Origin of the sequence: Kitasatospora sp. NBC_00070 (assembly GCF_045041205.1) — a bacterium.
GTDB lineage: Bacteria > Actinomycetota > Actinomycetes > Streptomycetales > Streptomycetaceae > Kitasatospora.
On the sequence record NZ_CP108247.1, the window covers coordinates 4845380 to 4866442 of the forward strand.

General features: G+C 73.1%; 18 protein-coding genes. 7 read left to right on the forward strand and 11 right to left on the reverse strand.

Annotated features, from left to right (window positions below; all coding sequences use genetic code 11):
• The first annotated feature begins 136 nt into the window (after positions 1-136).
• Together OHV05_RS22325 and OHV05_RS22330 are read left to right on the forward strand one after the other, a co-directional pair.
• On the forward strand, positions 137-478 hold the full coding sequence (locus OHV05_RS22325; protein WP_403035032.1) for an STAS domain-containing protein: 342 nt from the start codon (positions 137-139) through the stop codon (positions 476-478).
• Between the two features lie 92 nt (positions 479-570).
• On the forward strand, positions 571-2760 hold the full coding sequence (locus tag OHV05_RS22330; RefSeq protein WP_405019235.1) for an ATP-binding protein: 2190 nt from the start codon (positions 571-573) through the stop codon (positions 2758-2760).
• A 4-nt stretch (positions 2761-2764) separates the two neighbouring features.
• Here the strand turns inward: OHV05_RS22330 and nucS are convergent, their stop codons facing one another.
• Positions 2765-3424, reverse strand: coding sequence for an endonuclease NucS (gene nucS / locus OHV05_RS22335; protein WP_403035038.1), 660 nt, complete (start codon positions 3422-3424; stop codon positions 2765-2767).
• A gap of 559 nt (positions 3425-3983) precedes the next feature.
• Here nucS and OHV05_RS22340 point away from each other — a divergent pair.
• Positions 3984-4376, forward strand: coding sequence for an SCO5389 family protein (locus tag OHV05_RS22340; RefSeq protein WP_403035041.1), 393 nt, complete (start codon positions 3984-3986; stop codon positions 4374-4376).
• Between the two features lie 51 nt (positions 4377-4427).
• Here the strand turns inward: OHV05_RS22340 and OHV05_RS22345 are convergent, their stop codons facing one another.
• Complete coding sequence (locus tag OHV05_RS22345; protein ID WP_405021519.1) at positions 4428-5552, reverse strand: LLM class flavin-dependent oxidoreductase; 1125 nt, start codon at positions 5550-5552, stop codon at positions 4428-4430.
• A 337-nt stretch (positions 5553-5889) separates the two neighbouring features.
• Here OHV05_RS22345 and OHV05_RS22350 point away from each other — a divergent pair, with 337 nt between their 5' ends.
• Complete coding sequence (locus OHV05_RS22350) at positions 5890-6216, forward strand: ATP/GTP-binding protein (RefSeq protein WP_405019236.1); 327 nt, start codon at positions 5890-5892, stop codon at positions 6214-6216.
• Between the two features lie 27 nt (positions 6217-6243).
• Here the strand turns inward: OHV05_RS22350 and OHV05_RS22355 are convergent, their stop codons facing one another.
• A complete protein-coding gene (locus OHV05_RS22355) occupies positions 6244-7011 on the reverse strand; it encodes an ABC transporter permease subunit (RefSeq protein ID WP_405019237.1) in 768 nt (255 codons plus the stop codon).
• A 1-nt stretch (position 7012) separates the two neighbouring features.
• Positions 7013-8014 carry an ABC transporter ATP-binding protein gene (locus tag OHV05_RS22360; RefSeq protein WP_405019238.1) on the reverse strand — a complete coding sequence of 334 codons (1002 nt, stop codon included), beginning with the start codon at positions 8012-8014 and terminating at the stop codon, positions 7013-7015.
• A gap of 90 nt (positions 8015-8104) precedes the next feature.
• On the opposite strand from OHV05_RS22360, the gene OHV05_RS22365 reads away from it, so the two are divergent.
• Positions 8105-8872, forward strand: coding sequence for an alpha/beta fold hydrolase (locus tag OHV05_RS22365; protein ID WP_405019239.1), 768 nt, complete (start codon positions 8105-8107; stop codon positions 8870-8872).
• Between the two features lie 304 nt (positions 8873-9176).
• Here OHV05_RS22365 and OHV05_RS22370 read toward each other — a convergent pair whose 3' ends face one another.
• The 3 genes from OHV05_RS22370 to mce all read right to left on the reverse strand — a co-directional run bounded on the left by OHV05_RS22370 (position 9177) and on the right by mce (position 15415).
• Positions 9177-10106 carry a cellulose-binding protein gene (locus OHV05_RS22370; protein ID WP_350663884.1) on the reverse strand — a complete coding sequence of 310 codons (930 nt, stop codon included), beginning with the start codon at positions 10104-10106 and terminating at the stop codon, positions 9177-9179.
• 106 nt (positions 10107-10212) lie between these two features.
• Complete coding sequence (locus tag OHV05_RS22375; protein WP_405019240.1) at positions 10213-14544, reverse strand: hypothetical protein; 4332 nt, start codon at positions 14542-14544, stop codon at positions 10213-10215.
• 439 nt (positions 14545-14983) lie between these two features.
• Positions 14984-15415: a methylmalonyl-CoA epimerase gene (gene mce, locus OHV05_RS22380; protein ID WP_403035059.1), complete on the reverse strand. Its 432-nt coding sequence runs from the start codon at positions 15413-15415 to the stop codon at positions 14984-14986.
• 251 nt (positions 15416-15666) lie between these two features.
• Between mce and OHV05_RS22385 the strand changes: the two genes are divergently transcribed.
• Positions 15667-16854 (forward strand): acetyl-CoA C-acetyltransferase, encoded by a 1188-nt coding sequence (locus OHV05_RS22385; protein WP_405019241.1) that lies wholly within the window; start codon positions 15667-15669, stop codon positions 16852-16854.
• A gap of 83 nt (positions 16855-16937) precedes the next feature.
• Positions 16938-17894: a methylmalonyl Co-A mutase-associated GTPase MeaB gene (gene meaB / locus OHV05_RS22390; RefSeq protein WP_403035064.1), complete on the forward strand. Its 957-nt coding sequence runs from the start codon at positions 16938-16940 to the stop codon at positions 17892-17894.
• 208 nt (positions 17895-18102) lie between these two features.
• Here the strand turns inward: meaB and OHV05_RS22395 are convergent, their stop codons facing one another.
• The 4 genes from OHV05_RS22395 to OHV05_RS22410 are packed head-to-tail and all read right to left on the reverse strand — an operon-like array spanning position 18103 to position 20880.
• On the reverse strand, positions 18103-18624 hold the full coding sequence (locus OHV05_RS22395) for a MarR family winged helix-turn-helix transcriptional regulator (RefSeq protein ID WP_405019242.1): 522 nt from the start codon (positions 18622-18624) through the stop codon (positions 18103-18105).
• A gap of 56 nt (positions 18625-18680) precedes the next feature.
• Entirely contained in the window at positions 18681-19592 is a 912-nt protein-coding gene (locus OHV05_RS22400) for an AIM24 family protein (RefSeq protein WP_405019243.1), read from the reverse strand.
• Positions 19592-20242, reverse strand: coding sequence for an AIM24 family protein (locus OHV05_RS22405; protein ID WP_403035070.1), 651 nt, complete (start codon positions 20240-20242; stop codon positions 19592-19594). Before OHV05_RS22405 ends, OHV05_RS22400 begins: the two co-directional genes overlap by 1 nt.
• Positions 20242-20880 (reverse strand): AIM24 family protein, encoded by a 639-nt coding sequence (locus OHV05_RS22410; RefSeq protein WP_405019244.1) that lies wholly within the window; start codon positions 20878-20880, stop codon positions 20242-20244. Before OHV05_RS22410 ends, OHV05_RS22405 begins: the two co-directional genes overlap by 1 nt.
• Positions 20881-21063: the final 183 nt, after the last annotated feature.

Consider the following 21063-nt stretch of genomic DNA (forward strand, 5'->3'; position numbering starts at 1 on the left):
TCCCTCTATTCCATCGGACGGGTGAAGTTACCTCGGATCTGGTGGCGGCCAGCAACCTGATCGGCTGATCCACCGTCAGATGATGGAGGGGAGTCCGGTTCCGGCCGTACCGACACGACCGGCGAAGGAGGAGAGCATGCGCATCATCGGCGACCACCGCGGCATGGCCATTCAGGGCCGCCTCGACGTGCGCAGCGCCGCCGACGCCCGTGCCCTGCTGCACCAGGCGGTCGACGGCGGCCAGGGCGACCTGGTGCTCGACCTCGGCGGTCTGGAGTTCTGGGACGCCACCGGGCTCGGCGTCATCATGGGCACCCACCGCCGGGCCGGCCGGCTCGGCCGCCGGCTGGTGCTGCGCTCCGTTCCGGCCCAGCTCCAGCGCCTGCTGGTGGCCACCCGGCTGCACCGCATCCTGGCGGTCGAGGGCGCCGTGCCGGATCCGTTCGGCAGCACCCTCCCGCTCGGCGCCACCAGCTGAGCGGTCGTCGGCAGGGCCCTGGATAGTGCAACGGGGCAGTGCTGCTCTAGTCTCCGGTCAGACAATCGGCCGAATGAGGGCGGAGCGAGATCGTGGGACAGCCACCCGGTGAGCTCGGGCAGGAGCCGCTGCGGCTCCGGACCGGGGACCTGGTCAGCGGTGAACTGCTGCTCTCCGTCGGCAGTCCGGACGGATCCGAGGCACTGCGCTGCCCGGACGACTGGCGGCCCGAGCCGCGCCGGATCTCGGTCGCCCCCGGCGGCCGTACGGTGGCCGCGCTCGGACCCAGCCCGGCCGTCGGCCCGCTGGCGCTGGGCAGTGCGGCGGCCGACCTGCCGCTGCTCGACCGCGAGGCGGACGTCGCCCAGCTGCTCGGCCTGCTCGCCGAGGGCCGGTCGATCCGGCTGGTGGGTCAGGCCGGGGCCGGCCGCAGCGCGCTGCTGGCCGCGGTGGCCGACGCGGCCGGTGAGCTCGCCCCGGACGGCGTGGTCCGGCTCAGCGGCCACCGCAGGACCGCCCAGGACCTCCTGCAGGAGCTGTACGCGGCCACCCACCAGGCCCCGCCGTTCCACCCCGACCAGTACCAACTGCGGCAGCTGCTGGCCCGGTTGGGCGCCGTGGTGGCGATCGACGACGTCGAGCTGGACGGCTCCGAGCTGGAGCAGCTGCTGGCCACCGCGCCGGACTGCGCGTTCCTGGTCTCGGTGGCCCCCGGCAGCCCGCAGCTGAAGCCGGGCTCCCGGCTGGAGGACCAGCTGGTGGCCGGGCTGTCCCGGCCCGCCAGCTTGGCGCTGATCGGCCGGCTGGCCGGTCGTCAGCTGGACGAGACCGAGCGGGCCTGGGCGGTCGACCTCTGGTTCGAGTCGGAGGGCCTGCCGCTGCGCTTCGTACAGGCGGCCGCGCTGCTCCGGCAGCGGGACGCGCAGGTGGACACCCTGGTGGCCGCGCACGAGGACCGCAGCCGGGTCTTCGGACTGGTCAAGGAGATCGACGAGCCGGACGACCCGGCCGTGCTGGAGGCCGAGCTGCGCCGCTCGGTGCCGCTGCCCTCAGTGGCGGAGACCGCCGCGCCGGCGGTCCGGCTGGCGGCCGGGCTGTCCGAACCGGCCCGGGCGGTGCTGCGCCTGGCACTGGCGCTCGGCGGCGAGTGCCCGACCGCGCCGCACCTGCCGGCGCTGATCGACGTCGGCCTGGGCGAGAGTGCCCTGCACGAGCTGACGGACTGTGGGCTGGCGATCTCGATCGGCGGCCACCACCGGCTGACCGACGGGGTGCTGGACGCGCTCGGCGAGCACTGGCCGCCCGGCGAGATCGCGTACGGCGCCGCCCAGCACTTCTCCTGGTGGGTCGGGCACGGCTCGGTCAGCCCGGCGCAGATCGCCGCCGAGGCCGAGGTGGTGATCGGGGCCCTGCTGGCCGACCGGGCCGCCGACCGGCCCGAGCAGGTGCTGCAGCTGGCCACGGCCGCCGCGCCCGCGCTGGCGCTCTCGCTGCGCTGGGGTGCCTGGGAGCAGGTGCTGCGGATCGGCCTGGAGGCCGCCCGGGCGGTCGGGGCGTCGGCCGAGGAGGCCTGGTTCCACCACGAGTTGGGGGTGTTCGCGCTCTGCACCGGTTCGGCGCCGCAGGCCGCCGCCGCACTGGAGGCGGCGATCGCGCTGCGGGCCGCGCTCGGCCAGCCGCGCGGCACCGCAGCCGCCCGCCGGATGCTGGAGCTGCTGCGCGCCGACACCGGCCGGGCCCTGGCGGGGGCCGAACCGGCCCCGGCCGGGCGACGGCCCGTCATCCGGGCGATCGCGGCCCAGGTCCCGTTCCGGTTCCGGACCACCCCCGGGGCCACCGGCGGCACCCGCCGGACCGTACTGGCGGCCTCGGCCGCCGTGCTGGCGCTCGGGGTGCTCGGTACGGCGGTCGGCTTCAGCCTGGCCAGGACGGACTCCGGCACGCCCGGCCACAGCGGCCCCGCGAACGAGGGCGGCTACGCCGGGGACCTCAACCTCGGGACGGACAGTGCCTCGCCCAGCCCGTCCGCCACCCCGACCCCGTCGGCCGAGCCGTCGGAGTCGCCGAGCCCGACCCCGAGCAGCTCGCGCACCTCGCGCAAGCCCTCGGCCGGCCGGTCCGAGAGCGGGCCGGCCAGCTCGCGGCCGCCGGTCCAGCCACCGGCCACCCAGCCGGGCACCCCGCCCGCCCCGCCGACCAGCACGCCGCCCTCGCCCCCGGCCTCCAGTACGCCCCCGAGCCCGTCGGCGAGCCCGTCGGCCTCGCCGAGCCCGTCCCCCTAGCGGCTCAGAACAGCTTGAGCTTGTCGTCGTCGATGCCGCGCAGCTCGTCGTAGTCGAGCACCACGCAGCCGATGCCGCGGTCGGTGGCCAGCACGCGGGCCTGCGGCTTGATCTCCTGGGCGGCGAAGACGCCCTTCACCGGGGCCAGCAGCGGGTCGCGGTTGAGCAGCTCCAGGTAGCGGGTGAGCTGCTCGACGCCGTCGATCTCGCCGCGCCGCTTGATCTCGATCGCCACGGTGGCGCCGTCCGCGTCCCGGCACAGGATGTCCACCGGGCCGATCGCGGTGGGGTACTCGCGGCGGACCAGCGTCCAGCCGGCGCCGAGCACCTCCATCCGGTCCGCCAGCAGTTCCTGCAGGTGGGCCTCCACGCCGTCCTTCACCAGACCGGGGTCGACCCCGAGCTCGTGCGAGGAGTCGTGCAGCACCTCCTCCAGCGTGATGATCAGCTTCTCGCCGGCCTTGTTGGTCACCGTCCAGGTGCCGTCGGCCTGCTTCAGCGAGCAGGGCGGCGACATCCAGTTCAGGGGCTTGTAGGCGCGGTCGTCGGCGTGAACGCTGACGCTGCCGTCGGCCTTCACCAGGATCAGACGGGTGGCGGAGGGCAGGTGGGCGGAGAGCCGACCGGCATAGTCGACCGAGCAACGGGCAATGACAAGACGCATGGTCGACCACGCTAGCCCAGCGGGGCCAGTTGATGCGAAACCGCGACAGCCGGGTGATGAACCCGCGGAGACGGCGAACCATGGAGTCGGAGCTCCTCGCCTTTGCCACTACGGCAGTTGACTGTCCGGGCGTCGGGCTCCACTCAACGGGGACGGAGAACTTCGATGAACGATCCGACGGGATCCGGCCAATCTGGCCGACCAGCCGGTGAATGCCGAACAAAACGGCGGATTCGCCAGCCGCACTGAACCCGGACTGTCACGCTGTGGTGAGCGGTCGTCGCTCCACCCGCGTCACCGTCACGGCACCGGTGTGCCGCGCTTCGTGCTGCCCGCAGCCGGGCGCGGGGGCATCAGGCATGCCCTGAGCCGGCGTCAGCCCGGCCCGAATCCACGGCCACCCACGGCACCGTACCGCCACCTTCACGGCGAGCACGACCCAGGAAACGCGGCACCACCGGAACCACGCAGGAACAGCACAGAACGGAACCACCCGCACCACGGACACGGCAAGACCACCCGGCGGTCCACGCCAGGGTGGACCGCGAGAGGAGAACCCATGTCGCTCGACGTCTCACCAGCCCTGCTGGAGAAGGCCGAGAGAGGGGAGGTCGACGAGAGGGAGTTCGTCGACTGCGTCCGCACCTCCCTCCCGTACGCCTGGGAGCTGATCAGCTCCCTGGTTGCCCAGGTCAAGGTCGACGGCACCGACTTCGCCGACAACCAGGTACCGCCGCCCAGCGAGCAGGCCCGCGGCCAGCTGCTGCGCGCGATGGCCAGCGACGCGATCCGGGGTGCCCTGCAGCGGCACTTCGGGGTCCGGTTGGCGTTCCAGAACTGCCACCGGGTCGCGGTCTTCGCGCCCGCCGAGTCGACCGAGGAGCGGTACGCCCGCTTCACCTCGGTCCGGGCCCAGCTGCTCAACCAGTCGGACGAGCTGCGCGACTGCTGAGCAGGCCGAAGGGCCGCCCCCGGAGTGCCCGGGGGCGGCCCTTCGGCCTGCTCAGCCCAGTTGCGGGAGTACCTCGGAGCCGAGCCGGGCGATGTTGTCCATGGTCGCGGCGTGCTCGCCCGACCCTTCGGCGAGCAGCGCGAACCGCCGCAGCCCGGTCCGCTCGGCGGTGGCCAGCAACCGGTCCGCGCACTGCCGGGGGGTGCCCACCGCGTGCAGGTCGCAGAGCAGCTCGGTGTACTCGCGCGGGTCGCGCATCCGGCGCTCCCGGCCGTCCACCGTGCGGTGCGCGCCGAGCCCGTACTCGAACCAGCCGGGCATCGCGCCGAGCAGCCTGGCCCTGGCCTCCGAGGTCCGGTCGGCGACCTGCACCACCCCGGCCGCCAGGTGCTCCCGCTCGACCCGGGCGAGCTGCTCCTCGCCCCGGCCACAGGCCCGCCAGGCGGCCCGGTAGGCGGCCAGCATCTGCACCTTGTCCTCGTCGCCCGAGTGCATCCCGAGCAGCATCGGCAGACCGCGCTCGGCGGCGGTGCGGACCCCGCCGGGCGAGGTGCAGGCGACCACCACCGGCGGCCCGGCCGCCTCGGCCGACGGCGCACCGGCCGGCCGCTGCCGGGGGAACCGGTGCAGCATGCCGCGCCCCTCCAGCCAGCCCGCCAGCTCCGGCCTGGGCGGCTCCGGCCGGCTGTCGGCCCGGGGCACCACCGCCACCTCGGGGAAGCTGAACTGCGGCCCGTCCGCGCCCACCCGGGAGCCGCGCAGCCAGCGCAGCAGCAGGTCGAGCCGCTCGGTGAAGCCCTCCTCGAAGGCGGCCACCCCGGTGCCGAAGACGTCCAGGTCGATCCACGGGCCGCCGCGCCCCACCCCGAGGGTGAACCGCCCGCCCGAGGTCAGGTGCAGCAGCGCGGCCTGCTCGCCGAGCGCGACCGGGTGGGTGGTGGAGAGCACGCTGACGGCGGTGCCGATGCCGATCCGCCTGGTCCGGCCGAGCAGCAGGGCCGCCAGGGTGGCCGCGTTCGGGCAGACCCCGTACGGGACGAAGTGGTGCTCGGCGAGCCAGACCGAGTCCAGGCCGGCCCGTTCGGCCGCGACGGCGGCGCTGACGGTCCGTTCGAGCGCCTCGGCGTGGGTCTGGCCGGGGAACTGGGCGGACAGCATGAAGGCACCGACCCGGATCGAGTCGGTGGCCGGGGGTTGCCGGGCGCTCGGCAGCGGCACGTTTCTGCGGACCGGGGCAGTGGGCGAGCTGTCGACCTGACTGCCGGTCAGCGGACTGGTCTTGGTCATCGGGTGGCCTCCTCGGGTGCCGCAGGGTCTGCGAGCCCCGCCTTGTCACTCGTTGAGTAACCGATGTCATGTGCCAATGGCACGCGGAACGGCCCAATTGACCGAAGATCGGGTGGAACTCCGAGGAAACCGGCCACCCCCACCGGCTCCCGTGGTAGTGCCCGGTTCCGCCGCCGGGCACCCTTACCCTGGAACGACCAGTCAGAGCCCACCGAGAGGTGCAGACGTGTCGCCCCGTCGTAACCAGCAGCGGAAGTGGACCACCACCGCCGCCGACGAGCCCGCCACCACCCCGCTCGGCGGCTCGCTCCGCCGGACCGAGGAGTACGACGGCGAGGACTGGGTGGTGCAGACCGTGGCGGGCACCGCCGGGCGGCACTACCGGTGCCCGGGCTGCGACCAGGAGATCCCCCCGGGCGTCGGCCACGTGGTCGCCTGGCCCGCCCACCGGGGCGGCGTCGACGACCGCAGGCACTGGCACCGGGCCTGTTGGACGGCCCGCGGGCGCCGCACCTCCAACCTGCAACGGGGCCGGGGCGCACCGCGTTACTAGCGGTGCGCCCCGGCCCGGTGCGCGGTCTCAGGCGTCGCGCTTCTTGAGCACCAGGATGCCGCCGAGGATGGCGGCCACCGTCCAGGCCAGGCAGATGAAGAAGCCGGCCCAGGGGCCGTACGGCTGGCCGCTCTGCTCGTAGACCAGCATCATCCGGGAGCCCGCGTAGTCGGGGAAGTAGTGGGCCAGCGTCTTCACCTTCGGCACCGCCGAGAGGATCGGCGAGAGCAGGAAGAAGAACGGCACCAGGACCCCGAGCGCCAGGGTCTGGTTGTGCAGCATGGCGGTCACCCCTGCCGAGAACAGGCAGAGCATGGTCAGGTAGAGCGCCGCCCCGAAGACCGCCCGGAGCACGTTCGGCGAGCCGATCGTGGTGGAGTGGTCGCCGAGCAGGGACTGGCCGACGAAGAACGTCACGAAGGCGGTGAACAGCGAGACCGCCAGGGCCAGCGCGCCGAGCACGGACGCCTTGCCGAGCAGCAGGGTGGCCCGCTGCGGGACGGCGGCCAGCGAGACCCGGATCATGCCGCTGCTGTACTCGTTGCCGACCGCCAGCACCCCGAAGACGATGATCGCCAGCTCGCCCAGCAGGATGCCGGAGAAGGCCGTCCCGGTGGCGTCGAACGGGGTGTCGCCGTCGCCGGCGAACTCGGAGAAGTTGTTCTTGGTGAGCAGCGAGAGCAACGCGCCGATGCCGAGCGTGATGACGAAGGTGAGGGCCAGGGTCCAGACCGTGGAGCGGACGCTGCGGATCTTGGTCCACTCGGACTGCAGGACGGCGGGGAATGACGCCATCTCAGTTCTCCTTTCCGGCGGCCGGTGCGGCGGCGTCCCGGGGCTGCCAGGTGGCGCCCCAGGCGCCCGCGGCGTCCTGCCCGGGCACCGGGCCCGCTCCGGAGCCCGCGTGGTACTGCACGGAGTCCGCCGTCATCTGCATGAACGCCTCTTCCAGGGACGCCTGCTGCGGGCTCAGCTCGTGCAGGGTCACCCCGTGGGCGGCGGCCAGCTCACCGATGTGCGCCAGGTCGCCGTCCTCGATCTCGTACGAGCCCTCGGGGCCGGCCTCGGCGTTCAGCCCGGCCCCGTGCAGGGCGGTCAGCAGCTGTTCGACGTGCGGGGTGCGGATCCGGACCGCCGAACGGGAGTTCTGCTTGATGAAGTCCGCCATCGAGAGGTCGGCCAGCAGCTTGCCCTGCCCGATCACCACCAGGTGCTCGGCGGTCAGCGCCATCTCGCTCATCAGGTGCGAGGAGACGAAGACCGTGCGCCCCTCGGCGGCCAGACCCTTCATCAGGTTGCGGATCCACAGGATGCCCTCGGGGTCGAGCCCGTTCACCGGCTCGTCGAACATCAGGATCTCGGGGTCACCGAGCAGCGCGGAGGCGATGCCCAGCCGCTGGCCCATGCCGAGCGAGAACCCCCGGGAGCGCTTCTTCGCCACCGAGCTCAGCCCGACCAGGGCGAGCACCTCGTCCACCCGCTTGCGCGGGATGCGGTTGCTCTGGGCCAGCCAGAGCAGGTGGTCGTAGGCGGTCCGGCCGGGGTGCACCGCCTTCGCCTCCAGCAGGGCGCCGATGTACTTGAGCGGCTCGCTCAGCTGTCCGTACCGTCTGCCGTCGATGGTGACCCGGCCGCTGGTCGGCCGGTCCAGGTCGAGGATCATCCGCATGGTGGTGGACTTGCCCGCGCCGTTCGGGCCGAGGAATCCGGTGACCATGCCCTGCGGCACCTGAAAGCTCAGGCTGTCCACCGCCAGGGTGTCGCCGTAACGTTTCGTCAGTTCGTGCAGCTCGATCATCTGCGCTCCTTACTCTCTGTCAGATTATGACAATTCGGACAGGCCAGCGCGCTGCCTCGGCCGATCGGCGAGCCGCTCTACGGTGGAGGCATGACACTCCCCGCCTTCACCGCGCATGGCACAGGTACCCCACTGGTGCTGCTGCACGCCTTCCCGTTGTCCGCCCGGATGTGGCAGGCCCAGACCGAGTCGCTCGCGGACGTCGCCCTGGTGATCACGCCCGACCAACGCGGCTTCGGCGGCTCGGCCCCGGCCGAGGGCGCACCCTCGCTCGAACTGGTCGCGGACGACGTCGCGGCGGTGCTGGACGAACTCGGCATCGAACAGGCGGTGATCGGCGGCCTGTCGATGGGCGGGTACGTGGCGATGGCCTTCGCCCGCCGGCATGCCGAACGGATCGCCGGGCTGCTGCTCGCCGACACCAAGGCGGTGGTGGACGGCGACGCCGCCCGGGCCAACCGGGAGCGGATCGCCGGGGCGGTGCTGGCCAGGAACAGCGTCCGGATCCTGGCCGAGGAGAAGATCGAGGACGGCCTGCTCGGCCCGGCCGTCGACCCCGAACTGGCCGACCGGGTCCGGGCGATGATCGCCGAAGCCTCCCCGCAGGCGGTCGCCTGGGCACAGCGGGCGATGGCCGCCCGGCCCGACTCGCTGGCCACCCTGGCCACCCTCGCGGTGCCGGCGGCGGTGGTGGTGGGCGAGCACGACGCACTCACGCCGCTGGCGGAGGCCAGGCTGATGGCCGAGACCCTCCCCGACGCCGAACTGACCGTCATCCCCGGCGTCGGCCACCTGAGTTCACTGGAGGCGCCGGAGAGCTTCACGGCGGTCGTCAGGGGGCTGCTGCGGCGCTGCTAGCCGCAGGGGCTCCGGGCCTACGGTCCAGGGGCTCGGGGCTGCGCTCTAGGCAGGCGCTCCGGTTGCACTGTCCAGGGGCTCGGGGAACGGCGACGGTTCGTGGCCGGCGGGCATCACTGCGAAAGTGCCTGACCACCTACGCGACGACCACCTTTTGCGAGGCCGGCGTCGCCCACGCGGCGGAGCCGCACATCAGCAGAGCCCCGAGCCCCTGACCGTAGATGCCAGAACGCCTGCCTACAGTGCAGCAAAGGAACGGGCCCGTACCCCCCCGGGAGGGGTACGGGCCCGTACTGAGCCGGGGTCAGCGGGACTGCTGGGCGGGGACGCCGAGGGCGTCGTCCGTGGGCAGGGTGGCGGCGGCCACGGCTGCGCCGGTCAGCGTGGCGAGCATCTCGCGCACGTTGGTGAGCTGGGCGTTGATCGAGTCGCGGCGGTTGGTGAGCGCCGCCAGCTCGCGCTCGGACTCGCTGCGGATCCGGTCGGCCTTGGCGTTCGCGTCGGCCACGATGTCCTCGGACTGGCGCTGGGCCGTCTCCACCGTCTGGCGGGCGCGGCGCTCGGCGTCGGTGCGGAGCTTCTCGGCCTCCAGGCGGAGCTGCTCGGCCCGGTGCTCGATCTCGGCCAGGCGCTTCTCGGCCTTGGCCTGACGGGCCGCCAGGTCGCGCTCGGACTGCTCGCGGCGCTTGGCCAGGTTGGTCTCGAACTCCAGCGCGGCCTGGGCGGCCTTGGTGCGGGTCTCCTCGAAGAGGGCGTCCGCCTCCTCACGCTTGTTCTGCGCGTCCTTGTTGGCCTCGGCGCGCAGCTGGGCGCTGTCGCTCTTGGCCTTGTCGACGATCCGCAGACCCTCGTCCTCGGCCTTCGCCTTGCGGTCCTTGGCGTAGTTCTCCGCCTCGGTGCGGACCTGCTGGGCGGCGGCCTCGGCCAGCTCGCGGTGCTGCTCGGCGGCGCGGTGCGCCTCGTCGCGCAGGTCCTTCGCCTCCTCCTCGGCCAGGCGGAGGATCTTCTCGACCCGGGCACCGAGCCCGGCGTACGACGGCTCGGCATCGCTGACCGCGGCCTGGGCGCTCTGGGTCTCCAGGTGGAGCTCCTCGATGCGCTTCTCCAGCGCACCGATCCTGGTCAGCGCGGAGTCGCGGTCGGCCACCAGCTTGGTGATCCGCTCGTCGACCTGGGCGCGCTCGTACCCACGGCGCACCAGGTCGAAGCCGTGAGGGGAGTGACTGTCGCTCATGGGGTTCTGGGCTTCCTGTCGTTAACCGCTGAGGTGGTTGAGGGAATCCTGACACGTTATCGGAGTGTCGAAGGCGAAACGCCGTTGCTGCACGGACAATGTCCGCTCAATCGGGTGGTGCGCCGCCGGAGCGATTGCCACCCGAACGAGGAGCGCCCACGCCGGCACCGGCCTTCGGCGCCCCGTCCTTCTTGCCACTGCTTCCCCCGTTGCCCTGCGCGACCGGTGACGGTGCCTCAAAGGCCTCCAGCGCGGAGAGCACGTCCTGGACCCGAGAGATCTCGGTGTTGATGTCCTTGCGCCGACGCACCAGCTCGTCCAACTCCCGGCGACCCTCGTCGGTCACGCGCTGCGCCTCGGCCCGTGCCTCGGACAGCAGTCGCTCGATCTCCTCGGCCGCCTGCGCGAGCTGCCGCTCCGCCCCCTCGTCGGCCCGCCGCAGTCGCTTCTCGGCCTGCTCGGAGGCGGTCTCGAGCTGCTGCTCGGCCTCCTCCTGGGCGGCCTGCAGCCGCTCCTCCGCCTCGGTGCGCAGCCGGTCGGCGCGCGCCGTGGAGTCGGCGAGCTTCTGGTCCGCCTCCTTGAGCAGCCCCTCGGCCTTGCGGACGGCCGAGATCCGGACCTTGCCGGCCTCGGCGGAGGCCTCCGAGGTGAGCTCGGCGGCCTTCTGCTCGGCCTCGGCGACCAGCTTCGCCGCCTTCTGCCCGGCGTCGGCGACCGCCTTGGCGGCCTGCTCCTCGGCCTCGGTGAGCTGCTCCTGAGCCGCCGTCACCAGGGTGTCCACCCGCTCGCCGGCCGACTTCATGGCCTGCGCGTTCTCCTTGCGGGCCCGCTCGTGCAGCGCCTCGATCTCGGCGTCGGTGCGCTCGCGCAGCTCCTCGGCCCGCTCGCGGACCGCGGTGGCGTCCCGGCGGGCCTCGGAGAGCAGGGCGTCCGCGTCGGTCCTGGCGCGCTCCACCTCGGTCTGCCCGGCCGCCTCGCCGGCGGCGGTGATCCGCTCGGCCTCCTTGCGGGCGGCCGCCACCATCGCGTCGGCCTGCTCCTCGGCGGCGGCGGTGGTGGCCAGTGCGGTGGCCTGGGCGTCCTCGCCCAGCGACTCGGCGTCCGCGAACGCCTTCTCCAGCACCGACTTGGCCTGCTCCCGGGTGGCCCGGTCGAACTGCTCGGCGGCCTCCCTGGTCTCCCGGTCGTACGCGTCGGCCCGGGACCGGGTGGCGGTCTCGTAGTCCTCCGCCAGGGTGCGGGTGGCCAGCGCGTACTCCTCGGCCTCGGCCCGCAGCGCGGCGGCGAACTCCTCGGCCTCGGCGACGGCGGCCGCGGCCCGCTCGTCCGCTTCCTGGGTGGTCTGCCTGGCCTGCGCCTCGGCCTCGGCCCGGCGCTGCTCGGCGAAGCCCAGCGCGTCCGCCCGCTCGGCGTCCGCCTCGGCCCGCAGCTGCCGGTCGTACGCCTGCGCCTCGGCCCGCTGCCGCCCGATCTCGGCGTCGGCGGCCTCCCGGTCGGCGGTCAGCTCGGCGGCCGTCCGCTCGTGCAGGGCGGTGGCCTCCGCCTCGGCGGCGGCGCGCAGTTCGGCGGTCTCCCGCTCGGCGGTCTCGCGCAGCTCGGCCGCTTCCAGCTCGGCCAGCTCGCGGGTCTCGGTGCTCTCCCGGTCGGCGGTGGCGCGCAGTTCGGCGATCTGCTGGGAGGCGGTCTCGTACAGACCGGCCACCGACTGCCGGGTCTCGGCGGCCTCGTCCTCGGCGGCGGAGACCAGCTCGGTGGCCTTGCGCTCGGCCGCGGACCGCAGCTCGGCGATCTCGGCGGTGGCCTCGGCGCGCAGCTCGCCGACCTCGGCGACGGCGGTGGCGGCGCGCTCCTGTGCCTCGGCCAGCTCACGGGCGCCCTCGGCCCGCAGCCGGTCGGCCTCGGCCTCGGCGGCGGCGCGCAGTTCGGCCGTCTCGGCAGCCGTGCGCTCGGCCAGCTCGGTGGTCTCGGCGGTGACCCGGGCGCGCAGCTCGGTGGTCTCGGCCTCGGCGGCGGCCCGGAGCCCGGCGGTCTCGGCGGCCGTCCGCTCGGTCAGCTCGGCACTGTCCCGCTCGGCGGCGGCCCGCGCTTCGGCGCTCGCGGCCTCGGCGGCGGCGCGCAGCTCGGCGGCCTCCCGCTCGGCGGTCGCGCGCAGCTCGGCCGCGGCGGTGCCGGCCTCGGTGCGCTCGGCCCGGGCGGCGGCCAGCAGTTCGGTGGCCTCGCGCTGCTCGCGCTCCAGCGCGGCACTCGCCTCGGCCCGCTCGCGGCGGCTCTCCTCGCGCAGCGCGGTGGCCTCGGCCTCCGCCTCACCGCGTTGCTGGAGGGCCCAACTCTCGGCTCCGGAACGGTGGTTGTCGGCCCACTCGGCCGCTTCGGCCCGGGCCGCCTCGGCGGCGGCCCGACTCTCGGCGGCCAGCTGCTCGGCGGCCGCCTGGGCCTCGGCCCGCACCCGCTGGTCGAACTCGGTGGCCTCGCGGCGGAGTTCGGCGGTCTCCCGCTCGGCGGCACCCCGGTTCTCGGCGGCGGCGGCCTTGGCCGCGGTGATCGCGTCCTGACCCTGCTGCTCGGCTCCGGCGACCAGCTTCTCGGCCTCGGCCCGGGCCCGGGCCAGGGTCTGCTCGGCCCGGCCCTGGGTCTCCACCGCCTGCGCCTCGGTCTGCTCGCGCAGCCGGTCCACCTCGGCGGCCGCGCCCGCGCGCAGCTCGTCCGCGTCGGCCTTGGCCTTGGTCAGCAGCTCCTCGGCGGTCTTCGCGGACTCCTCGATCCGGAGCACCGCCTGCCGCCGGGCCTCGTTCTCCACCCGGTCCGCCTCGGCGACCGCCTGGGTGCGCAACTCCTCGGCCTCGGCCCGTAGTTGGGCAGCCTCGTCGTGGGCCTGGCGGATCTGCTCGCGGAGTGCGGCGGCGTCCTCCAGGGCGGCGTTCTGGGCCTGCTCCATCGCGGCCCTGGCCTGCTCGCGGAGCTGCTCGGCCTCGGCGGTGGCCTCGGCCAGCAGCCGGTCCGCCTCGGTGCCGGCCGCCGTCACGGTGGCCTCGGCCTCGGCCCTGGCCCTGGCCACCGCCTCGTCGGCCTGCTTGGCCGCCTTGGCCAGGTGCACGGTGGCGTCCTTGGCCCCCTCGGCCCGGCCGGCCTCGCGGGCCTCGGCGGCCAGCTGTTCGGCGGCGGCCTGCGCCTCGGCCCGCAGTGCGGCGGCCTCCCGCTCGGCCTCGGCGCGCAGCTCGACGACGGCCGCCTCGGCCTCCGCCCGGAGCTGGGCGGTGACGCTCTCGGCCGCGCCCCGCAGCCGTTCGCTCTCCTCGGCGGCGGCGGCCCGGGCGGCCTCCGCCTCGGCCTTGGCGTTGGCCGCCTCGCCCTTGATCCGGTCGGTCTCCTTGGTGGCGGTGGCCACCATCCGGGCGATCTCGGCCTTGGCGGTCTGCGAGCGCTGGTCGCTGGCGGCCTCGCCGTCGGCGACCAGCCGCTGCACCGCGGCCTCCGCCTCGATCTGCAACTGCTCGGCGGCGGCCTCGGCGCGGGCCCGCAGCTCGGCGGCCTCCTGCCGGGCGCGCTCGGCCTCGGCCAGCGCCTCGGTCCGCAGCCGCTCTATCTCCGCCTGGGCCTGGTCCAGCGCCTCGGTGGCCCGCTGCTGGTCCTCGGCCGCCTGCTCCTTGAGTTGGGTGATCTCGGCCCGGGCCACCGCGAGCTGCTGCTCGGCGGCGGCCTGCGCCCCGGCCAGCTGCTGCTGGGCCTCACCGGTGACCGCCTCGGCCTGCGCGTTGGCCTGCTGGGCCTGCTCGGAGGCGGCCCTGAGCAGGCGCTCGGCGTCGTTCTGGGCGCGGACCAGCGCGGCTTCCACGGCGGCCTGCGCCTCGCCCCGGGCGGCGTCCACGTCGGCGGCGGTCTGCGCGCGGGCGTGGTCGGCCAGCGCGGCGGCCTCGGCCCGGGCGGCGGCGATCATCCGCTCGGCCTCGGCCTGGGCCTCCTGGAGGACCCGCTGGGACTCCTGCTCGGTGCCGACCCTGGTCTGCTCGGCCCAGGAGACGTTCTCGTTGACGTGCCGCTCGGCGCTGCGACGCAGCTCGGTGAGCTCCTCGTCCAGCTGGCGCCGGCGGGCGGCCAGCTCGGCCTCCAGGCGCGCGGTGCGCTCGGCGGCCTCGGCCATCAGCCGCTGGGTGGCCGCCTGGGACTCCCGGAGCTGCCGCTCGGCGTCCGCGCGCAGCTGCTGGGCCTGCATCTCGGCGTTGTGGAGAAGCTGCTCGGCCTGTCCGGAGACGGAGTCGAAGGCACGCGGCTGGGCGAGCTGCCGACGGGATTCGTGCAGCTTGGCCCGGAGCACCTCCACCTGGTAGGCGAGGTCCTCGGCATGCTGGACGGTCTTGTCCCGCTCCTTGCGAGTCCGATCCATCTCGGCCTCGAACTGGGAGAGGTGATCGTCAGCCTCGTAGCGGTCGTTGCCCCGCACTCCGCGGTCCCATCCATCTCCTGGTCGCGTCCTCGACCCGGCCGGCCGGTAACCCCACCGTGGGGCCGGATCAGCTGGTCCTTGCAGCCGTGGCGGGTGCCACGGTCGGAGCCGTCGGGCACCGGCGCGCGACGATGTCGCGCTCCGCCGTCCGGGTGGACTCCTGAGCGAACTCTTGCCTGTGGAGAATGGTGACAGATCCGAACGGCGGCCTCGTCGCCGCGCCCGGTTGGTGGACTCCCCTTGAGACGGGACCAGCCATCGAAGCTCCGGCTGCTCCCACCATCGGCCGTGCCCGCCGGACCGGTCCTCCCCGGAGCTTTGCGCACTTCGGCATTGTAGTGTGCGCGGCCCGCAGGGGAATGGGCGAGTGGGGGTTTTCCAAGGTTACCGACGGGTCGCGGGCGGGGCCGCAGGACGGCGGCCCCGCCCGGCGGCGTCAGTGGCCGGTGGTCGCCGAGGTGACCAGTTCGGTCAGCACGCCGCCGCAGTCCTTCGGGTGCAGGAAGGTGATCCGGGACCCCATCGAGCCGATCCGGGGCTCCTCGTACAGCACCCGGACGCCCTTGGCCTTGATGTCGGCGGCGTCGCCGTCCACGTCCGCGGTGCCGAACGCGATGTGGTGCACGCCCTCGCCGTTCTTCGCCAGCCACTTGGCGACCGTGGAGTCCTCCCGGGTCGGCTCCAGCAGTTGGAGGTACGAGGCGCCGCCGTCGCCGGTGTCGTTGATCTTCAGCATCGCCTCCCGGACGCCCTGCTCCTCGTTCACCTCGCTGTGGAAGACCTCGAAGCCGTAGGTGGCGCGGTAGAACTCGACGGTCTTGTCCAGGTCGAAGCAGGCGATCCCGATGTGGTCGATGCGGGTCAGCACGGCTGGCCTCCGGGAGGAGTGAGGGGTTTGAAGGGCGGGTACCAGTGCAGCGCACGGAGTTGAGGCAGCGCCAGCACGTCGCGTGCGAGCCTGCTCACAATTCACCCAAGCTGTGCTGACACGCTGTTGACCAGGCAGTGACACGTGCCGCTGATCACACCTCGGCTGCGGTGACGCACGGGTTACGGGTCAGTACATTGAGGCCGCATCCCCACACCCTCATGGCCTTGACGCGCGAAGGGGCTCGTCTCATGACTACTTCAGTGATCGTCGCTGGTGCCCGAACCCCGATGGGCCGGCTGCTCGGCTCGCTCAAGGGCTTCTCCGGCGCCGAACTCGGCGGCTTCGCGATCAAGGCCGCGGTCGAGCGGGCCGGTCTGACCCCCGATCAGGTCCAGTACGTGATCATGGGCCAGGTGCTCCAGGCCGGGGCCGGCCAGATCCCCGCCCGCCAGGCCGCGGTCAAGGCCGGCATCCCGCTGAACGTGCCGGCGCTGACCATCAACAAGGTCTGCCTCTCCGGCCTGGACGCGATCGCGCTGGCCGACCAGCTGATCCGCGCGGGCGAGTTCGACATCGTGGTCGCGGGCGGCCAGGAGTCGATGACCAACGCCCCGCACCTGCTGCCGAAGTCCCGTGAGGGTTACAAGTACGGCGCCATCGAACTGCTCGACTCGATGGCCCACGACGGTCTGACCGACGCCTACGAGTCCATCCCGATGGGCGAGTCGACCGAGAAGCACAACACCCGCCTGGGCATCGGCCGCGAGATCCAGGACCACCTGGCCGCGCTCTCCCACCAGCGGGCCGCCGCCGCGCAGAAGAACGGCGTCTTCGACGCCGAGATCGTGCCGGTCGAGATCCCGCAGCGGAAGGGCGACCCGGTCGTCTTCAGCCAGGACGAGGGCATCCGCGGCGAGACCACCGTGGAGACGCTGGCCAGGCTGCGCCCGGCCTTCACCAAGGACGGCACCATCACGGCCGGCACCGCCTCGCAGATCTCCGACGGCGCCGCCGCGGTGATCGTGATGAGCAAGGCCAAGGCCGAGGAGCTGGGCCTGAGCTGGATCGCCGAGATCGGCGCGCACGGCAACGTGGCGGGCCCGGACAACTCGCTTCAATCGCAGCCGTCCAACGCCATCAAGCACGCGCTCTCCAAGGAGGGCATCGGCGTCGAGGACCTCGACCTGATCGAGATCAACGAGGCCTTCGCGGCCGTCTCGCACCAGTCGATGAAGGACCTCGGCGTCACCGAGGACAAGGTCAACGTGAACGGCGGCGCGATCGCGCTCGGCCACCCGATCGGGATGTCCGGCGCCCGCGTGGTGCTGCACCTGGCGCTGGAGCTCCAGCGCCGCGGCGGCGGGGTCGGCGCGGCCGCGCTCTGCGGCGGTGGCGGCCAGGGCGACGCACTGATCGTCCGGGTGCCCAAGGCCTGACCGGCTGACGTACTGTCGGGGCCGCCGGACGTCCGCGTCCGGCGGCCCTTCCTTCGTTTGCCTAGTGACCGAGGAGCACGCGCATGATCGACGTCCCCACGCTGGTCGAGCAGGCCCGGGAGGGGCGGCCGCGCGCCGTGGCACGGCTGATCTCGCTGGTGGAGAACGCCGCCCCGCAACTGCGGGAGGCGATGGCCGCGTTGGCGCCGTACACCGGGCAGGCGTACACGGTCGGGCTGACCGGTTCGCCCGGGGTCGGCAAGTCGACCTCGACCTCCGCGCTGGTCTCCGCGTACCGGCGGCTCGGCAAGCGGGTCGGCGTGCTGGCGGTCGACCCCTCCTCGCCGTTCTCCGGCGGGGCGCTGCTCGGTGACCGGGTCCGGATGCAGGAGCACGCCACCGACCCGGAGGTGTTCATCCGCTCGATGGCCACCCGGGGGCACCTGGGCGGGCTGTCCTGGACGGCGCCGCAGGCCCTGCGGGTGCTGGACGGGGCCGGCTGTGAGGTGATCCTGGTGGAGACCGTCGGGGTCGGCCAGTCCGAGGTGGAGGTGGCCGCCCAGGCCGACACCACCGTGGTGCTGCTCGCCCCCGGCATGGGGGACGGCATCCAGGCGGCCAAGGCGGGCATCCTGGAGATCGGCGACGTCTTCGTGGTCAACAAGGCCGACCGGGACGGGGCCGACGCCACCGCCCGCGAGCTCAACCACATGCTGGGGCTCGGGGAGTCGCGGGGTGCGGGGGACTGGCGGCCGCCGATCGTGAAGACCGTGGCCGCCCGGGGCGAGGGCATCGACGAGGTGGTCGAGGCCCTGGAGAAGCACCGCGCCTGGCTGGCCGAGACCGGTGAACTCGCGGTCCGCCGGCGCCGCCGGGCGGCGGACGAGATCGAGGCGATCGCCCTCGCCACCCTCCGGGCCCGGATCGGTGACCTGCACGGCGACCGGCAGCTCTCCGCCCTCGCCGAACGCGTCGCCGACGGCACGCTGGACCCGTACGGAGCGGCGGACACCCTGGTCGCGGGGCTGACCCGGGGCTGAACCGACGCTCAGCTTTTGGCAGGGCGCTCGGTTGCACTGTCCAGGGGCTCGGGGAACGGCGACGGTTCGTGGCCGGCGGGTATCACTGCGAAAGTGCCTGACCCGCTACGCACGGATCACCTTGCAAGGGTCGGCGTCGCCCGCGCGGCGGAGCCGCACATCAGCAGAGCCCCGAGCCCCTGAGTCTTCCGAAGCACCTGCCAAAAGGTCAGCTGCGGCCGCGGAGGTCTCGGAGGTGTTCGGCGACCGGGGCGAGGGCGGCGTAGAGGGTGTCGATCTGCTCGGGGGTGAAGCGGTCGATGAAGTGGTGGCGCACCGAGCGGACGTGGTCGGGGGCGACCTTCTGGAGGATGTCCCAGCCGTGTTCGGTGAGGTGGGCGAAGAGGCCGCGGCGGTCGCCCGGACACTCCTGACGGAGCACCAGGCCGGCGTTCTCCATCCGGGTGATCTGGTGCGAGAGCCGGCTCTTCGACTGGAGGGTGGCGGTGGCCAGGTCGGTCATCCGCATCCGCCGGTCGGGGGATTCGGAGAGCACGACCAGGATCTCGTAGTCGTTGTTGGCGAGACCGTGCGGCTGGAGCTCCCGGCCGAGCTGGTAGTCCAGCAGGTGGCTGACCTCCAGGTGGGCACGCCAGAACTGCTGCTCCTTGGCGGAGAGCCAGGGGGTCTCCTCCGCCGCCGAGGACGACGGGGAGGAGACCGCTGCGGGGGTGTCGGCGGGGGAGTCCATACCACCCACTATAGCCGAGGTTGTTCAAAGTTATACAATTAGACCAGCCGCAATACCTACAGGCCGAAGCGCCGTCCGAGGTCCCCGAGATTCCCCACGCCGGGGATGTTCACGTTCGGCAGCTGGCTCTGGCCGTGCCCCGGCTGCTGCTGCGGCACGCCGTACCCACCGCCGGGGACGCCGGCCTCCTGGTGCACCACGCCGACCGAGCGCTCGGCCATCAGGGTCTCACTGGACTGGATCAGCACCGTGCCCGCCCCGATGAACTCGAACTGGTGCTCCTCGCCGGAGGCGCCGCCGAGCCCGGTGAGCTGGCGCAGTCCGCCGAGCACGCCGTGCATGTAGCCGTGGTCGTAGTGGTGGCAGGGGGCGGGGCAGTCGGCCCAGCCGACCAGGGCCTGCGGGTCGACCCGGATCGGCGGCTCGACGAAGTGCACCGGACCGTTCGAGGCGGCCACGAACTTGCCGGTGCCGATCAGGGTGAGGAAGCCCGGGATGATCGACTGCTTGAGCGCCAGGGTCGGCTCGAAGGCCAGCAGGTTCCCCGAACGGACCGTCAGGTTGCCGTTCTCCAGGTCGTACGAGTTGAGGTCGAAGGCCCGGTCGGCGAGCAGCAGCTTGCCCCGGCCCTCGGCCACCACCCAGTCGGTGGCGTGCAGCGGGGAGTTGAAGTTGCGGCCGAGCGCGCGGTCGATCGAGCCGTGGCCGATCCCGGAGAAGCGGACGTCGCCGTAGTAGGCGATCATCTTCCCCTTCTGCAGGTAGTACGGGCCGTTCAGGTCGACCGAGAAGGCGTACGGGTTGACGTTGTCGTTGACGGGCAGGCTGTTCGCGTCGTGCACCTGCGGGCCCTCGGGGACGCCGTAGCCGGGCTGCGGCGGCTGCGCCGGGTACTGCTGGGGGGCGCCGTATCCGGGCTGCTGCGGATAGCCGGGCTGCTGCGGCGGGTACTGCGGCGGGTAGGACATCAGAGCTTCTCCTCGCTCGCCTGGACGTACACCACACCGTTGCCGGACAGCTCGAGCTGGAACGCCTCGCCGGAGCCGCGTCCGACCATGTCGCGCCAACCCACCGACGTGGACAGCTTGTTCTGCACCTGGCCGCGGTGCGCGACGTACGCCTGCGGGTCGACGTGCACCGGCTGGTTCGGGGTGATCGGCAGCTCGACGAAGCCGCCGTGCGCCATCACCGCCACCGAACCCTGGCCGGCCAGCTGGGTGGTGAACAGGCCCTGGCCGCTGACCTGGCCGCGCACCATGCCCATCACGCCGCCCTGCGAGCCGAGGAAGACGGTGGTCTGCCGGAGCGTGCCGTCGAAGGCGAGCAGCCGGTCGGCCTCGACGTTCAGGGTGTCGCCGGTGAGCTCGATGATCTGGACGTGGTGGCCGCCGTGGCCGAAGAGCACGCTGCCCTGGCCCTCGACGGTCATCAGCGGGACGTCCTCGTTGGCCACCCGGCGGCCGATCATGCCCATCACGCCGCCCTGACCGCCGGTCAGGTTGGGGGTGAAGGCGACCTCGCCGGTGTAGGCGATCATCGAGCCGCGCTGGCTGAAGATCCGCTGGCCGGGGAAGACCTTGGCCTCGATCAGCTTGCTGTTGATCTTGGTGAACGGCATCAGACGTCGCCCCCGAAGGTGAGCCGCTCGGACGGCTGGATGTAGACCAGGCCCTCGCCGGTGAACTCCACCTGCATCGCCTCGCCACCGCCCTCGCCGATCAGCGTGGTCCAGCCGCCGCCCGACTTGAGCGCGCGGTTGAGGTTCCCGGTGTGCGCGACGTACGCGCCCGGGTCCACCCGCAGCGGCTGCCCCTGGGAGACCCGGAGGATGATCGCCGGGCCCTTGGAGGTGAGCGCGGCCCAGCCGTGTCCGTCCACCTTGGTGGTGAACAGGCCGGTGCCGGAGGCCATCCCGTTCAGGCCGGTGAAGCTGGTGCCGGTGTGCAGGCTGCCCTCGGTGCAGAGCAGGTTCTCCGCCTCGACGAACAGCGTCTCGCCGTTCAGCCGGACGAGGTTGACCTCGGTGGCCCGGTCGGCGAAGAAGCAGGTGCCCTGCCCCTGGACCTCCATGACCTCCATCTGCTCACCCGTCAGCCGACGGGTGACCATGCCGCGCAGGCCGTTGCCACCACCGCTCAGCTTCTTGAAGTTCATCTGGCCCGTGTAGGCAACCATGCAGCCGTTGCGGGCCTTGACCGCGTCGCCCGTCATGTCGACGGCGAGCACCTTTGATCCCTGGAGTCGAAACTGTGCCACGCGGTGACCATAGCGGCCGTCGCCGGGCGACCGGGAGGGGGTGCGGGCCACTGGTACACATCCGGTACACACCCCCGGCCGCCGGTGCTCGGTAAAGGACCGGTCATAATGAACGGTCGGCTTGTGCGTCCGTTCACAAGCCCGTGCAGCACAAGCCCGCCGATCCCGTAGTGAGGTACCCGC

Coding starts and splice junctions, on each gene's coding strand:
- OHV05_RS22405 (WP_403035070.1), bottom strand. CDS start 20,242: ATGCCGTTCACCAAGATCAACAGCAAGCTGATCGAGGCCAAGGTCTTC.
- OHV05_RS22385 (WP_405019241.1), top strand. CDS start 15,667: ATGACTACTTCAGTGATCGTCGCTGGTGCCCGAACCCCGATGGGCCGG.
- nucS (WP_403035038.1), bottom strand. CDS start 3,424: ATGCGTCTTGTCATTGCCCGTTGCTCGGTCGACTATGCCGGTCGGCTC.
- OHV05_RS22325 (WP_403035032.1), top strand. CDS start 137: ATGCGCATCATCGGCGACCACCGCGGCATGGCCATTCAGGGCCGCCTC.
- meaB (WP_403035064.1), top strand. CDS start 16,938: ATGATCGACGTCCCCACGCTGGTCGAGCAGGCCCGGGAGGGGCGGCCG.
- OHV05_RS22365 (WP_405019239.1), top strand. CDS start 8,105: ATGACACTCCCCGCCTTCACCGCGCATGGCACAGGTACCCCACTGGTG.
- OHV05_RS22395 (WP_405019242.1), bottom strand. CDS start 18,624: ATGGACTCCCCCGCCGACACCCCCGCAGCGGTCTCCTCCCCGTCGTCC.
- OHV05_RS22360 (WP_405019238.1), bottom strand. CDS start 8,014: ATGATCGAGCTGCACGAACTGACGAAACGTTACGGCGACACCCTGGCG.
- OHV05_RS22340 (WP_403035041.1), top strand. CDS start 3,984: ATGTCGCTCGACGTCTCACCAGCCCTGCTGGAGAAGGCCGAGAGAGGG.
- OHV05_RS22355 (WP_405019237.1), bottom strand. CDS start 7,011: ATGGCGTCATTCCCCGCCGTCCTGCAGTCCGAGTGGACCAAGATCCGC.
- OHV05_RS22400 (WP_405019243.1), bottom strand. CDS start 19,592: ATGTCCTACCCGCCGCAGTACCCGCCGCAGCAGCCCGGCTATCCGCAG.
- OHV05_RS22370 (WP_350663884.1), bottom strand. CDS start 10,106: ATGAGCGACAGTCACTCCCCTCACGGCTTCGACCTGGTGCGCCGTGGG.